The organism is Rhodococcus gordoniae (genome assembly GCF_001646655.1).
In the GTDB taxonomy this organism is placed as follows: Bacteria; Actinomycetota; Actinomycetes; order Mycobacteriales; family Mycobacteriaceae; genus Rhodococcus; species Rhodococcus gordoniae.
In genome coordinates this window covers 180,140-193,687 of record NZ_LPZN01000050.1, presented here as the reverse complement: position 1 = coordinate 193,687, position 13,548 = coordinate 180,140, and the positions used below count along the sequence as shown (strand labels likewise).

General features: G+C 68.6%; 13 protein-coding genes. 8 read left to right on the top strand and 5 right to left on the bottom strand.

Annotation, left to right across the window (positions count from 1 at the left end):
- Nucleotides 1–409 precede the first annotated feature (409 nt).
- Together A8G18_RS23605 and A8G18_RS18255 are read left to right on the top strand one after the other, a co-directional pair.
- Nucleotides 410–532, top strand: coding sequence for a hypothetical protein (locus tag A8G18_RS23605; RefSeq protein WP_255162744.1), 123 nt, complete (start codon nt 410–412; stop codon nt 530–532).
- A gap of 259 nt (nt 533–791) precedes the next feature.
- Nucleotides 792–1,226 carry a DUF4383 domain-containing protein gene (locus A8G18_RS18255; protein ID WP_026003250.1) on the top strand — a complete coding sequence of 145 codons (435 nt, stop codon included), beginning with the start codon at nt 792–794 and terminating at the stop codon, nt 1,224–1,226.
- Between the two features lie 46 nt (nt 1,227–1,272).
- On the opposite strand, the gene A8G18_RS18250 is transcribed toward A8G18_RS18255, so the two are convergent.
- On the bottom strand, nt 1,273–2,994 hold the full coding sequence (locus tag A8G18_RS18250; protein ID WP_064065004.1) for a RecQ family ATP-dependent DNA helicase: 1,722 nt from the start codon (nt 2,992–2,994) through the stop codon (nt 1,273–1,275).
- A 175-nt stretch (nt 2,995–3,169) separates the two neighbouring features.
- On the opposite strand from A8G18_RS18250, the gene A8G18_RS18245 reads away from it, so the two are divergent.
- Nucleotides 3,170–3,961 (top strand): SDR family NAD(P)-dependent oxidoreductase, encoded by a 792-nt coding sequence (locus A8G18_RS18245; protein ID WP_064064950.1) that lies wholly within the window; start codon nt 3,170–3,172, stop codon nt 3,959–3,961.
- A gap of 20 nt (nt 3,962–3,981) precedes the next feature.
- Here the strand turns inward: A8G18_RS18245 and A8G18_RS18240 are convergent, their stop codons facing one another.
- Nucleotides 3,982–4,590: a nucleoside/nucleotide kinase family protein gene (locus A8G18_RS18240; RefSeq protein ID WP_064064949.1), complete on the bottom strand. Its 609-nt coding sequence runs from the start codon at nt 4,588–4,590 to the stop codon at nt 3,982–3,984.
- A 33-nt stretch (nt 4,591–4,623) separates the two neighbouring features.
- On the bottom strand, nt 4,624–5,124 hold the full coding sequence (locus A8G18_RS18235) for a hypothetical protein (protein ID WP_064065003.1): 501 nt from the start codon (nt 5,122–5,124) through the stop codon (nt 4,624–4,626).
- Between the two features lie 112 nt (nt 5,125–5,236).
- On the opposite strand from A8G18_RS18235, the gene A8G18_RS18230 reads away from it, so the two are divergent.
- Nucleotides 5,237–5,536, top strand: coding sequence for a protease inhibitor I42 family protein (locus A8G18_RS18230; RefSeq protein WP_064065002.1), 300 nt, complete (start codon nt 5,237–5,239; stop codon nt 5,534–5,536).
- A gap of 73 nt (nt 5,537–5,609) precedes the next feature.
- Here A8G18_RS18230 and ypfJ read toward each other — a convergent pair whose 3' ends face one another.
- Entirely contained in the window at nt 5,610–6,527 is a 918-nt protein-coding gene (gene ypfJ, locus A8G18_RS18225) for a KPN_02809 family neutral zinc metallopeptidase (protein WP_064064948.1), read from the bottom strand.
- Nucleotides 6,528–6,666: 139 nt separating this feature from the next.
- On the opposite strand from ypfJ, the gene aspS reads away from it, so the two are divergent.
- From aspS to A8G18_RS18210, 3 genes are all read left to right on the top strand, one after another.
- A complete protein-coding gene (gene aspS, locus A8G18_RS18220) occupies nt 6,667–8,454 on the top strand; it encodes an aspartate--tRNA ligase (RefSeq protein WP_064064947.1) in 1,788 nt (595 codons plus the stop codon).
- Nucleotides 8,455–8,637: 183 nt separating this feature from the next.
- Nucleotides 8,638–8,907 carry a DUF4235 domain-containing protein gene (locus A8G18_RS18215; protein WP_064064946.1) on the top strand — a complete coding sequence of 90 codons (270 nt, stop codon included), beginning with the start codon at nt 8,638–8,640 and terminating at the stop codon, nt 8,905–8,907.
- A gap of 202 nt (nt 8,908–9,109) precedes the next feature.
- A complete protein-coding gene (locus A8G18_RS18210; protein ID WP_064064945.1) occupies nt 9,110–10,273 on the top strand; it encodes a hypothetical protein in 1,164 nt (387 codons plus the stop codon).
- A gap of 31 nt (nt 10,274–10,304) precedes the next feature.
- Here A8G18_RS18210 and A8G18_RS18205 read toward each other — a convergent pair whose 3' ends face one another.
- Entirely contained in the window at nt 10,305–11,942 is a 1,638-nt protein-coding gene (locus A8G18_RS18205) for an alkaline phosphatase D family protein (RefSeq protein WP_064065001.1), read from the bottom strand.
- Nucleotides 11,943–12,036: 94 nt separating this feature from the next.
- Here A8G18_RS18205 and A8G18_RS18200 point away from each other — a divergent pair, with 94 nt between their 5' ends.
- Nucleotides 12,037–13,449, top strand: a complete 1,413-nt coding sequence (locus A8G18_RS18200; RefSeq protein ID WP_064064944.1) for a replication-associated recombination protein A — start codon at nt 12,037–12,039, stop codon at nt 13,447–13,449.
- Nucleotides 13,450–13,548 lie beyond the last annotated feature (99 nt).

The following is a 13,548-nucleotide window of genomic DNA, read 5'->3' as shown; positions in this document are numbered from 1 at the left end:
GGGTGACGAAGAGATCGTCACGTCTGGGCGGGACGGGTCTTCGAGGTTTTCGCTTGGGGCGTTTCATGACTCCCTCGGGGTCGGACGGGCAGGTGTACTCACAGGATAGGACGAACGGGCACCGGCGGAAGTTCCCCCCCGCCGGGTGGAGATATGGTCACAAGGCGATCTTGTAATATGTGGATCTTCCCCCGAATAGACCGTATTGTCCGGCCTGGAAACTCCCCGAGGAATACGACATATCGGGCGGATTTTCACCGAGTTTTCGATATTTCCCCTGCTAGGGCCGGTTTGTGTTCCGGATTACAATTCTTCGCGCTGCGCAGCTGTCGAATGCAGGTAACAATTGGATCGCGTGTCGACGCGAGTCGTCACAACTTCGATGTCGTTCCATTGATGGGAGAAGCCCGTGCCTGCACTCGAGTTCCTTGTCGACCTCTTCGGTAACCTGTCCGACCTGTTCGACGCGCTGAACTTCTTCACCGGTTCCGCTGACGCCGCCGGCGATGCGTTCGGCAGCAGCCAGGCCTGAGCCTCGCCGATTCGAAGGCCCGCGGGTACGCCCGCGGGCCTTCGTCGTGGGCGGGGTGGTGACAGGGCGGGAGGGGCCGAAAGGCGGGGCGCCCGGGATTCCGGTTGTCGCCCGTGGTGCGGTGCGCGAAAACCGACGTTTGGGTTCGATCCGGCAGGGCTACCCGGGGAGAGCAATTCGGACCACTCAGCGCAAACGGACGTTCGGTGAGAGGACGCGAATCATGACATCCCCATCCCCACGGCCCACCCGGGGCTCGATGACGGCAACCCCGGTGCAGACGGCCGCGCTCGTAGTGGGCGCGGTGTTCCTCCTGGTCGGCATCCTCGGGTTCATCCCGGGGGTCACGACGGACTACGACCAACTCTCGGGTGCAGGCCACCACTCCGAGGCTCTGCTCCTGGGGATCTTCCAGGTGTCCATCCTGCACAACATCGTGCACCTGTTGTTCGGTGTCCTGGGACTCGCCGCGGCCCGCGCCGCGGCCACCGCTCGCAGTTTCCTGATCATCGGTGGCGCGATCTACCTGGTGCTCTGGATCTACGGCCTGATCATCGACAAGGACAGCAGCGCCAACTTCGTGCCCGTGAACTCGGCGGACGACTGGCTGCACTTCGTTCTGGGGGTGGGCATGATCGCTCTCGGGGTGCTCCTGACACGGACGCGGACCACTCCGGGCACGGTTCGCCCCTGACCCGTGCCCGGCCCGTCGCGGTGACGGGATCCGAAGAACCCGTGGCTCACGCCACGGGTTCTTCCGTGTGGACAGGCGCGGGTTCCGAGGGGGCGTCCTCGCCGTCGACCGTGAGCACACCCGATTCGGCGACCGCCTCGAGCGACAACGTCCGGTAACCCTCGTCGTCGAACAGGACGGTGACACGATCGTGCTCGCCCGTCATGACCACTCCCGGTCCCCACTCGGCGTGTACGACGCGCGTGTTCGGGGCGAGCACGGAGGAGTATCCGCCGGGGGACGGAAGCGCCGAGACCGTCCCGGCCTCGTCGACGGCGCCGTCCCGGCAGGTGTCGCACCGGCCGCACGGCGTGGGGAGTGACTCGCCGAAGTATCCGAGGAGGAATCGGCGTCGGCACCCGCGGGTCTCGGCGTAGCCACGCATCATGTCGACGCGGGAGCGATCCAGGCGCTCACCTGCCGCCGCCGTCTCCCGTGCGCGCTCGACCGCCGTCCGGCGCGAGACGTCGGCGACGGAGAGTCCTCGCCGGCCGGACACGAGAGCTCCGCACCGTTCGAGCAGGTTCACGGCGTTCGACAACCTGCGCCCCCGCACGTCCAGCTCGGCACGCAACTGTCCGAGCCGCATCGGGGATCCGGCGCGAACCGCCGAGAACACCCGGGCGATCAACTCCTCGTCGGGATGATGGGTGGTGAAGAAGGTCGCGAGCGAGAGATCCTCGGGCCGGTAGAACATCAGGACGGTGGCCGGTTCCCCGTCCCGCCCCGCGCGCCCGATCTGCTGGTAGTAGGAATCGACCGAGTCGGGTATCGAGGCGTGAACGACGAAACGCACGTCGGGCTTGTCGATGCCCATGCCGAAAGCGGAGGTCGCCACCACGACCTCGCAGCGACCGTCGAGAAAGCCGAGGTGGACGTCCTCGCGCTCCCCGGCGCGCATTCCGGCGTGATAGGGACACGCCTCGATCCCACGTTCACGCAGGGCATCGGCGTACCGCTCGGTGTCCTTGCGGGTCGCGGCGTAGACGATCCCCGGGCCGGGCATCGATACCACGGCCTCGACGACGGCGCGCCGCTTCTCTCCGTCGTCGGTGTACCTGCGCACCTCGATGTCGAGATTCGGCCGGTCGAAACCGCCGGCGACGACGAGCGGATCCCGCATACCCAGCGCCGCGACGATGTCGTCGCGGACCGGCGGCGACGCCGTGGCGGTGAGGGCCACGAGGGGTGGGCGACCGAGCGTCTCGACCACGTCTCCCAGGCGCAGGTATTCCGGTCTGAAGTCGTGACCCCACATCGAGACGCAGTGCGCCTCGTCGACGACGAGGAGCGAGACCTGCACGTCGCGCAGACGGTCCAGAACCTCGTCCTCGACGAGTTGTTCCGGAGCGAGGAATACGTAGTCGGCATCGTGTTCGAGCACGGCACGCCAGTTCGCCTCGTTCTCGGACTCGGGCTGGCGCGAATTGATGGCGACCGCGTCGGGCGCCTCCGAGTGGTCGAGACCGGCGATCTGATCGTTCTGCAACGCGATCAGAGGCGAGACGACCACGGTCACCCCCGGTAGCAGCAATGAGGGCACTTGATAGATCGCGGATTTCCCGGAGCCGGTGGCCATGACGGCGAGGACGTCGCGTCCGTCGAGCAGCGGCACCATGGCGTCCAGTTGCTCGGGGCGCAGAGCGCTCCAGCCGAAGACATTCTGCGCGGCGGCACAGAGTTCCTCGCGTGCCTCGTCCGACGCTCGTTCGGGCGAGGATCGATACATCTTGTGCTGCAAGTGAACTCCAGATTCCGTGTGGACTGCCCGGGTGGGGCGGGCGCAGGATGCCTGCCGCATACCCGGGGACGCGCCCGACCCGAACGGCTCGCGGATCCCGGGCCTGCCGTGTCGGTCCGGCCGGGTGTGGGTACCCGCGCTCCATACGTGCCGAGGAGGAGAGATGAACGATGCTCGACCCCGTGCTCTGGTGACCGGAGCCTCGCGAGGGATAGGCCGGGAGTTGGCCGCCCTGTTCGCGGCCGACGGCTACGACCTCGTCCTGGCAGCGAGATCGGACGCGCTGGACTCGGTCGCCGCCGACCTGGAGAAGGCCGGGGTGGACGTGGTTGCGGTCCACGCCGACCTGCGGACGCCGGACGGCGTCCGGGCGGTCCACGAGGCCGCGACAGCCGAGGGTCGCATCCCGGCCGCCGCCGCGCTCAACGCCGGTGTCGGGGCCGGTGGCGCATTCGTCGACGCAGAGCTCGAGGACGTGCTCTCGATCGTCGACGTCAACGTGCGCTCGACGGTGCATCTGGCGCACCTGCTGCTGAACGACATGCTGCGGGCGGGATCGGGCCGCATGCTGATCACATCGTCGGTCGTATCGACGATGCCCGGCCCCTACCAGGCCGTGTACAACGCGTCCAAGGCCTTCGTGCAGTCCTTCGCCGACGGTGTCCGGAAGGAGCTGGACGGCAGCGGGGTCACGCTCACGTCGATGCTGCCCGGGGCCACCGACACCCATTTCTTCGCGCGTGCCGGGATGCTCGACACCCTGCTGGGGAAGTCCCCCAAGGACGATCCTGCCCGTGTGGCCCGGGACGGCTATGCCGCGCTGATGCGCGGCGAGCGGAACGTGGTGCCCGGTTCCCTCCTCGCCAAATCCATGGCGGTCTTCGGTACGGTGGCGCCCGACGCCGTGACCTCGGCCGTCCACCGGGTCCTGGCGAAGCCGCGATCGGAGAGATGAGCCCGCGACGAGAGGACCGGTCAGGCGGATCTCGTCCGTGCGGCCGGGCGGGTGGGATGGTCGTAGCGCACCAGCACGTCCGCAGCCGTCTCGCCGTGCTCGAGCAACGCGGTGATCGTCCAGTGATCCCCGGCGCGCGTGCGTCTTTCGAGCGCCCCACGCGACATCGTCAGGGAAACGGTGACATCGAAGTCGAGCCCGCGGCCGAGGAGCATCGGACCGGCGACGACGAGAATCTGGTCGTGCGCCGCCGGCCGCGGGAGTTCGCGTGCCGAGCGGTCGGTGTCCTCGTCCCACAGACGAGGAAGCCATCGGTGCTGTTCGTGCAATGCTCGCACCACCTCCCGATCGAGTGCTGCGTAGTCGAACCAGTCGTGCCGGTAGCTGTAGGGATCGGTCCGCCCGTGCTCGAGCCGGAGGGACGCGGGCCGGACGAAGTCGTGGAGTGCCACGACGTCGGCGGCACGGCCCCGTGTTCGCAGTTCCGTCGCGATTCGGCGCGCGAGTTCCACCGGGTCTGCCGCGTCGGGCGCACTCACGGCGACGCACACGGTTCCGGTGAGCGACTCGGCACGGTCGGCGACGGAGATCGTGAGGGCCTCGGGGGTCAGGGGAGTGAACGAGGGCATAGGTCGTCGCTCATGCCCTGCTGCGGGTGAGGATCACCAGGGTGCGTCGTTCCCGTCCGGTACCGGTGTGTCGAGAAGCCGGTCGAGCCAGAGCACCGCTTCGACCAAGGCTTCCATCTGCGATGCCCAGTCCATCGCGAAGACCACCTCGTCGAGGTCGCTGCGGGCCGCGACGGAGTCGCCGGCGAGTGCATCGACGACGGCCTTCATCACGGTGCTCTCCGGCTGCGGAAGTTCCTCCGGCCGGACGTGACGGCCGCTCTCGGTTCGGATGGTCAGTTCGAAGGACTCGTCGCCGCGCACCTGCGGGCCGATCTTGTCGACCACGACGTCGGCGATCGTCGAGACCGTCCACCTCAGTACGCCGCCGTACAGCGGGGGAGTGATCCGGGACGGTGAGTCCGAACCGGCGCTCGACACCAGTGCCGCGACCTCTTCGGTCAGTTCGCTGTAACCGTTCTCGTGGGCGAGAGCGAGAAGGCGTCCTCCCATCACCGCGTCGCTGCGTGTGATTCCGGCTCGTTCCTCGTGCATGGGCACCGAATGCCCCATTTTGTGTCCCATCACACATCGGCGTCACGCGGGCTGTGCGGTCACCACGGCCGAGAGGGTGAGGTGGATCACACGCGAGCGCTATTCTGAGGTCATGAAGCACATCGCCACTGGGCCGAAGGACGTCACGGTCGGTGTCGGGGACACGATCGAACTGCACCTTCCCGAGAACACCTCCCGGGACTACTGCTGGTCGACGTCGAGGATCGGAGAAGGACTCGTCCTGCGCGACATCCGATTCCTGCCGTCGAAGAATCCGCTGCCGGGAGGGGCCGGTGAACGGGTCTTCAGTTTCACGGCACGCCGCGCCGGTACCTGGCCCATCTCCCTGCGCATGCGCAAGCACGCCGACCTGATCGCCGACAGCGCGAACATGACCGTCACGGTCGCGTGAGGGCGTATCGCAGCCACGGACGCGTGACGTAGAGGTTCGTCGGTACACGAGGTGCCGCACGCGATCCGCGGAGTCAGCGCAGCGCCGGTGGGGTGTCGAGATCGCGCGCCGAGTAGGTGTCGCACGCGTCGACACGGCCGGTGCGGTATCCCGCCAGGAACCAGGCCTGGCGCTGCTCGGACGAGCCGTGCGTCCAGCCCTCCGGGTTCACCCGACCGGTGGCGGCCCGCTGGATCCGGTCGTCGCCGACGGCGGATGCGGCGGAGAGTGCGTCGCGGATATCGGTGTCGGTCAGGGGCACGAGGAAAGGTTCGCCGGTGGTCGGCTCGGGCAGCTTGTCGGCGTGATAGGCCCATACTCCGGCGTAGCAGTCGGCCTGCAGCTCGGTACGGACGGCGCCGGATTCGGGACCGCGCGGATCGGCCTGCGCACGTCCGAGATCGCCGAGCTGGTTCTGCAGATGGTGGCCGAACTCGTGCGCGACGACGTATTCCTGCGCGAGCGGACCGCCGCTGGCGCCGAACCGGGTCTCGAGTTCGTCGAAGAAGCTGGTGTCGAAGTAGGCGGTCCGATCCGCCGGGCAGTAGAACGGCCCGATGTCGCTGGTGGCGTTACCGCAGCCCGTCGACGTGGCCGACGTGAAGATCTCGACCTCCGGCTGCACGTAGGCCACACCGGTCTGGCTCGCGAACTGCTGCTCCCACACCGAGTCCAGCGACCCGACGGTGTAGAGCACCCGGCAGTCGACGTTCTCGTTGGCGGTGGCACCACCGACCTCGCACTCCTCGAGTGCGCTCTCCGCCTGCGGATCGCCGGACGTGTCGGGCACCCCCGATCCCAGCAGCGAGGACGGATCTCCGCCGAACAGCAATGCCAGGATGATGACGATCAGGCCACCGGCCCCGCCACCGAGAGCGAGCTTCCCACCGCGCCCACCACCGCCGGTACGGACACGGCCCGCATCCATGCGTGCACCTTCTCTGAACGTCATCGCCGCCGCTTTCTCCCGTGTTCGTCGGACCCGGACAAGCTTGGCACGAACTATTCGGTACGGGTGCGCTCAGGCCGATCGTGTCTTTCGTAGGATTACAGCCGACGAACCCGTCGCTGATCGTTTCGAAAGGAATTCCGTGCTGCGCACCCATCTCGCCGGCTCGTTGCGAGCCGAGCACGCCGAGCAGACTGTCACCCTCACCGGATGGGTTGCCCGGCGACGCGATCACGGCGGGGTCATCTTCATCGACCTGCGCGACGCGTCGGGTGTCTCGCAGGTGGTCTTCCGTAGTGCCGGGGTCCTCGAGCAGGCGCACCGGCTCCGCGCGGAGTACTGCGTCCGGATCACCGGCAAGGTGGAGGTCCGCCCCGAGGGCAACCAGAACTTCGAGATCCCGACCGGCGCGATCGAGGTCGACGCCTCCGAACTCGTCGTCCTCAACGAGTCGGCCCCACTGCCGTTCCAGCTCGACGACCAGGCCGGTGAGGAAGCCCGCCTGAAGTACCGCTATCTGGATCTGCGCCGCGAGAAGCCCGGCAAGACCATCCGGTTGCGCAGCAAGGTCAACGCTGCGGCCCGCGCCGTGCTCGCCCACCACGAGTTCGTCGAGGTCGAAACCCCGACCCTCACCCGCTCGACACCGGAGGGCGCCCGCGACTTCCTGGTGCCCGCACGCCTGCAGCCCGGCAACTTCTATGCCCTGCCGCAGTCCCCGCAGCTGTTCAAGCAGTTGCTCATGGTCGGTGGCATCGAGCGCTACTACCAGATCGCGCGCTGCTACCGCGACGAAGACTTCCGCGCCGACCGTCAGCCCGAGTTCACCCAGCTCGACATCGAGATGGCGTTCGTGAGCCAGGACGACGTGATCCTCCTCGCCGAGGAGGTGCTGCACGCGCTGTGGCGTCTGGTGGGCTACGAACTCGAGACCCCGATCCCGCGCATGACCTACGCCGAAGCCATGCGCCGTTTCGGCACCGACAAGCCGGATCTGCGTTTCGGTATCGAACTCGTCGAGTGCAAGGAATTCTTCAAGGACACCACCTTCCGTGTCTTCCAGGCCGAGTACGTCGGTGCCGTCGTCATGCCCGGCGGCGCGAGCCAGCCGCGTCGTCAGCTCGACGCCTGGCAGGAATGGGCCAAGCAGCGCGGCGCCAAGGGCCTCGCATACGTGCTCGTCGGCGAGGACGGCACGCTGAGCGGCCCGGTCGCCAAGAACCTCACCGACGCCGAACGTGCCGGGCTCGCCGCGCACGTGGGCGCCGACCCCGGCGACTGCATCTTCTTCGCCGCCGGCCCCACCAAGCCGATGCGGGCGCTGCTCGGTGCCGCGCGCGGCGAGATCGCCCGCAAGCTCGATCTGATCGATCCGAACGCGTGGGCGTTCGTGTGGGTCGTCGACGCCCCGCTGTTCGAGCCCGCGGCCGACGCGACCGCCAGTGGGGACGTGGCCCTCGGTCACTCGGCGTGGACCGCGGTGCACCACGCGTTCACCTCGCCCAAGCCCGAGTACCTCGACACCTTCGACACCGATCCGGGGTCGGCGCTGGCCTACGCCTACGACATCGTCTGCAACGGCAACGAGATCGGTGGCGGCTCGATCCGTATCCACCGCCCCGACATCCAGGAGCGGGTGTTCAAGGTCATGGGCATCCCGGAGGAGGAGGCGAACGAGAAGTTCGGCTTCCTGCTCGAGGCATTCAAGTACGGTGCGCCGCCGCACGGCGGTATCGCCTTCGGCTGGGACCGCATCACCGCGCTGCTCGCCGGGGTCGACTCGATCCGTGAGGTCATCGCGTTCCCCAAGTCCGGAGGCGGTGTCGATCCGCTGACCGACGCTCCCGGGCCGATCACGCCGGAGCAGCGCAAGGAGTCGGGCATCGACTTCGTGCCGGAGCCGGAGACCGAGGACGCCGACAGGTCCTGATCACTCGCATCCTCCTCGGCGCGGTGCCGTCCGCCTCCGGGCGGCGGCACCGCGCCGTCGTGTCCGAGGCCTCCGACGGCGGTCGTGTGGTGAGGTTCGTGGGTTCGATGGGGTTTGTGAGGATCCTGTCGGGGTACTCCGTCGGTCCGGCGCCAACGGGGGCGCCGGTACGAGGAGGTATCGATGGCCGACGCACGTGTGATCTTCTACAAGCCGCTCGCTCTCGCAGCCAGTGTGGGAGGCGGTCTTCTCGCCGGCGCAGTCTTCAATCAGGTGTGGAAGAAGGTCGGCGGCAGTGACGAACGGCCCGAACCTCAGGATCTGTCGCAGCGCACCAGGGACGTGCTCGTCGCGGCCGCTCTCCAGGGTCTGATCTTCGGTGTCGTGAAGGCCGCGGTGGACCGCGGCACCGCCCGTGGATTTCAGAAGGTGACACACGTTTCACCGGAATAGTGGTGACGTGTCCCTATCGTGATGGACGGGTGGAGAGCCGCGGCGGACGGGAGCGGAACGGGACACGTCGGTGAACAGCGAGTTCTTCCTCGCAAGCAGACGAAAGCGACGTGGTGGAACGGTCGCGGGCGAAGAAGGTCCCGCTCGATCCGAGCCTTGTGGACGACCTCGTCGTGACCGAGAACCTGTAGATTGGGCCGTGATGACCGCAACATTGGCAGACCCCGTGTCCGAGGTGGTACACGCCGCCGAAGCGCTGCTCACCCGCCGTACCGGCGCCACGGTGACCCTCACCGATCCCGTGGATCTCGGGGGCAGCGGCCGCTCGGTGGTCGTTCGGGTACGAGTGGCCGCCAATCCGTTCTCGCTTCCACGCACCCTGGTCCTCAAGCAGGTGCCGCCCTCCCGCGGCACCGGCCACGTCGACTTCCGCGGTTCCGAGACCGACGAGCAGATCGCCTTCCTCCGGGAGGCGGTCTCCTACCAGTTCACGACGGCCCTGGCGAAGGATCACCGTCCGGGCGCCGAACTGCTCGCCTACGACTTCGACGCCCGTCTGCTCGTGCTCAGCGACCTCGGCGACGCGACCACTCTCGCCGAGGTGCTGCGCAACAGCTCCGAGGCCGCCGGGAACACCTTGATGGCCCTGGCGCAGGCGCTCGGGCGCATGCACGCCGCGACCGTCGGGCGCGAGGAGGACTTCGCGGCCCTGCTTCGTCGCGCCGACGTCGCGCGGGTCGCCGACGCGGTGTCCCAGCAGGCCCTCGACGCGGTACGGGGCGTCCCCGAACTCCTCGAGGCGGATTTCGGGCTGGCCGTGCCCGAGTCGGTGCGCGAGCGCGCCGAGCGTGCCTCCAAGCTGTTCACCGGCGGACGTTTCCGGGCTTTCAGCCCGTCGGACCTGTGCCCCGACAACATCGTCGTCGGTGACGACGGCGTGCAGTTCCTCGACTACGAGTGGGGCGGCTTCCGCGATGCGACCCTCGACATCGCGTACGCACTCAGCTCCTTCCCGCTGTGCCTGTGCTCGGTGCCGCTCTCCGTCGACCGCATCCGCGCGATGGCCGACGCATGGCGCGCCGAGGTCGTCGCCATGTGGCCGCAGCTGGCCTACGACGAGGTGCTCGAGGAGCGGTTGCTCGATGCCCTGCTCGCGTGCATCTGGCTGAGCACGCACCTGTTCCTGCCCGAGGACCACGCACGCATCGCATCGGTCCGCGAACACGGACTGTCGGTGCCGCGCATTCCGGCGCTCCGCGCCCGCTGGTCGCTGCTCGCCGAGTTCGCCACCGCGACAGGCCACGACGATGTCGCCGCACACGCCCGCGACGTGCTCGCCCACCTCGAGGACCGCGCCGCCGGTTAGAGAGGTCGATCCGGCAGGCGCCGCTCGCCGGCTACACGAGGGGAGCGGCGGGTTCGATCCTCGTCGCGCCGTCTGCCACCCGGTATCCCGCGACACGGCGTGCAGGGGTGTTCGGATCCGTGCGGTCGCCGATGAAGAACCACTCCATCTGTGTCGCATCGGGGGCCACGTCGAGTACCCCGTAGCCGTGCGAATCGAGTTCGACGAAGCGCACGTGCCGATTGGTCGCGGTCGCCGTCGTCTCCAGCGCAGGCGACGTGCTCCTCGGCGGCACACCGAGCAGCTCGTCGATGTTCGCCGAGGTCACCGAGGGAACCACGAACTCCGTGGCGACGGTGCCCGCCCCCGGATAGTCGGCGGCGTCGACGGGGACGTCCATCGCCCACGAGGTGTGGATGTCGCCCGTAAGGAAGACGACGTTCCGTAGACCCGCCGCCGTGATCGTGTCGAGCAGCCGCCGGCGGTCGGCCGTGTAACCGTCCCACTGATCGGTGTTGAAGGGCACGCCTCCGGCCGGCGTTCCGATGAGCGCGGTCAGCGCCCCGGTGGTCCGTGGATCGAGGGGTGGCAGCAGGATCGGCGAGAACATCACCGAATTGCCGATCAGCTGCCACCGGGTAGGGGAGGTGGTCAGACCCGCGGTGAGCCACTCCATCTGGTCTCGTCCGGTCATCGTGCGCGCCGGATCGTCGACCTGCCGTCCGATGCCGCGAACCTGTTGGGATCGATAACTCCGCAGGTCCAGTATGGACAGTTCGGCGAGCCGCCCGAAGCGCAGACGGCGGTAGAGACGTCCGGCATTCGTGCGGACCGGCATCCACTCGTCGTAGGCCTGCACGGATGCCGCTCTGCGGGCCGCCCAGTCGCCCTCGACGAGCGGATCGTGGTTCTCCGCCCCGCCTGCCCACGCGTCGTTGGCCGATTCGTGGTCGTCCCACACCGCTATCCACGGCACCTTCGCGTGCAGTGCCTGCAGGTCCGGATCGGTCTTGTACTGCGCGTGCCGTATCCGGTAGTCGGCCAGGCTCACGATCTCGTGCGCCGGCAGGTGAGCGCGGACGGCCCGGCCGCCGGCGACGGGAAATTTCCCGGCCGCGTACTCGTACAGATAGTCGCCGAGGTGCACCACGGCGTCGAGATCGTCGCGCGCGGCGAGATGGCGGTAGGAGGAGAAGAACCCGCCTTCCCAGTCCGAGCACGACACCACCCCGAATCGGAGACGTTCGACTGCGGCGTCGTGAGCCGGTGCCGTGAGCGTCCTGCCGGTCGGTGAGACGGCTCCGGCGGCACGAAAACGATAGAAGTAGGTGGAACCGGGTGCGAGTCCGCGGACGTCGACCTTGACGGTGTGGTCGGAGACCGCACTCGCCGTCACCGTGCCGCTCGAGACGACCGCATCGAAGGTACTGCTGCGGGCCAGTTCCCAGCTCACGGAGACGTCGGGCCCCGCACCCGAACCGGGTGTCGCCTCCGGTGACGGGGTCACCCGCGTCCACAGGATCACCGCGTCGGGCAGCGGATCTCCCGATGCCACACCGTGCGCGAAGACCGCCGGGGAGGCGTGCGCCGGCTGCGAGGTCGTCGCGAAGGCCGCAACACCGGCGGCGAGGATCGACGACCGGAGCACGGCGCGGCGGGACACATGATCGGCGAACGGTGTCGTGGCCACGACCACGATCCGACCACACAATCGGACATCCGTCACGCGAACGGCACAGACCGTCGTCGACCGGGCGTCGGCGCGAGCTTGTAGCGTCGGATGCGTGAGTGATCTTTTCGGGGCGAACGACCCGTCTGCCGAACCGGACGCCCTGTTCGAGGCGCCACGCGAACCGGAACCCGACATCGAACCGCAGGTCCGCCGGACCTCGATCGCACCCGGTGGCGCGAACGCACCGCTCGCCGCGCGCATGCGGCCCGCGACTCTCGACGAGGTGGTCGGGCAACAGCATCTGCTCGAACCCGGGGCGCCGCTGCGGCGACTCGTCGAGGGATCGGGCGCCGCCTCGGTGGTGCTCTACGGTCCGCCCGGCACCGGGAAGACGACCCTGGCGTCGCTGATCTCGGGGGCCACGGGACGCCGGTTCGAAGCGCTGTCCGCACTGTCGGCGGGCGTCAAGGACGTGCGCGCCGTCATCGATCTGGCGCGCCGGCGGCTCACCCACGGTGAGCAGACGGTGCTGTTCATCGACGAGGTCCACCGCTTCTCGAAGACCCAGCAGGACGCACTGCTGGCCGCCGTCGAGAACCGCATCGTGCTGCTGGTCGCGGCGACGACCGAGAACCCGTCGTTCTCGGTGGTCGCCCCGTTGCTGTCCCGGTCGCTGGTACTGCAACTGCAGCCGCTCGGGCCCGACGACATCCGGGCACTGCTCGAACGTGCGCGCACCGACGCCCGTGGACTCGCGGGTGCGGTCGAGATCGACGACGACGCCCTCGACCACCTCGTCCGGCTCGCCGGGGGCGACGCCCGCCGTGCCCTGACGGCGCTCGAAGCTTCCGCCGACACCGCGCTCGCCGTCACCGGTGGCGACGCGGCCGTCATCGACCTCGCGACGGTGGAGTCGAGCATCGACGAGGCCGCCGTCCGCTACGACCGCGACGGCGATCAGCATTTCGACGTCGCGAGTGCCTTCATCAAGTCGCTGCGCGGCTCCGACGTCGATGCGGCCCTGCACTATCTGGCACGGATGATCGTCGCGGGGGAGGACCCGCGCTTCATCGCCCGTCGTCTGATGATCCAGGCCAGCGAGGAGGTGGGCATGGCCGACCCCACCGCCCTCCAGACGGCGGTCGCCGCAGCGCAGGTCGTCCAGCAGGTCGGGATGCCCGAAGCCCAGCTCGCGCTCGCCCAGGCGACGATCCACATCGCCACCGCCCCCAAATCGGGTTCGGTCACCGCCGCCCTCGGCGCCGCCATCGCCGACGTCAAAGCGGGCAAGGCGGGGCCGGTACCCGCGCATCTGCGCGACGGTCACTACCAGGGCGCGCAGAAGCTCGGCAACGCGATCGGCTACAAGTTCCCGCACGCGCACCCGGACGGCGTGCTCGCGCAGCAGTACGCCCCGGACGAGCTGGTCGGCGTCGACTACTACGAGCCGACCGGCCGCGGCGTGGAACGGGAGCTGTCGGCCCGCCTGCCCAAGCTGCGCCGCATCGTGCGCGGTGAGCGGTGACCGTGCACCGAGGACCCCGGACGGCGCCACCGTACGGAAGCCATGCACGGCGCTGCCGTACAGAAACCACTTTCGGCGGCGCGATAAGCTGAAGAGCGG